Genomic DNA, 626 nt, shown 5'->3' with positions numbered 1-626 from the left:
TCTCGGTGCCCACGCTGTTCATGTGGAGCGCGGCGGAGCCCGTGACGTACACGGTGCGGCTGACCAGCGAGCCGTGGAGCGCGGTGACGGTGTCGCCGGACGGGCGGCCGCTGGTGAACGTGACGCAGGGCGCCACGCTGGTGTTCCAGCCGGCGCAGTGGAGCACGGCGCAGGTGGTGACGGTGCTGCCCGACATTGCGGACAACTGGGCGCTGGTGGCGCCGGTGGACACGCAGGCGGACGTGCGGCACCTGATGGCGTCGGCGGACGAGGCGTATGAGGGGAGGGAGGAGGTGCTGGCGGGCGAGATCTCGGCCATCCCCAAGCGGCCGCCCGTGGCGGTGGCGCAGGCGGCGGCCGTGGTGTCGCTGCCCGTGACGGAGGTGGTGCTGGACGGCAGCGCGTCGACGGACCCGTCGGGGCTGGAGGGCGAGGAGACGTTCACGTGGCAGTGCGAGCGCGTGAGCAACGAGACGGGGCCGTGCGTGGACGCGAGCGGGGACGAGCTGGTGCTGGAGCAGGGGGCGGTGCTGACGGTGGCGGGCCCGCTGGTGGCGGGGCACGTGATGCGGTTCACGCTGAACTACGGCAAGTTGGAACGCATGTCCAACGCCAGCGTGCTGGTG

1 protein-coding gene is annotated in these 626 nt (G+C 72.4%); it reads left to right on the top strand.

Going from position 1 to position 626, the window contains the following annotated elements:
- A partial coding sequence (locus ACK41V_RS23680) for a hypothetical protein (protein WP_409786142.1) occupies positions 1-626 on the top strand: 626 nt, incomplete at both ends.

The organism is Acidovorax sp. (genome assembly GCF_046291265.1).
Lineage (GTDB): Bacteria > Pseudomonadota > Gammaproteobacteria > Burkholderiales > Burkholderiaceae_C > Acidovorax.
Note: the sequence above shows the minus strand (reverse complement) of the source record. Positions and strands in the feature narration are given on the sequence as shown.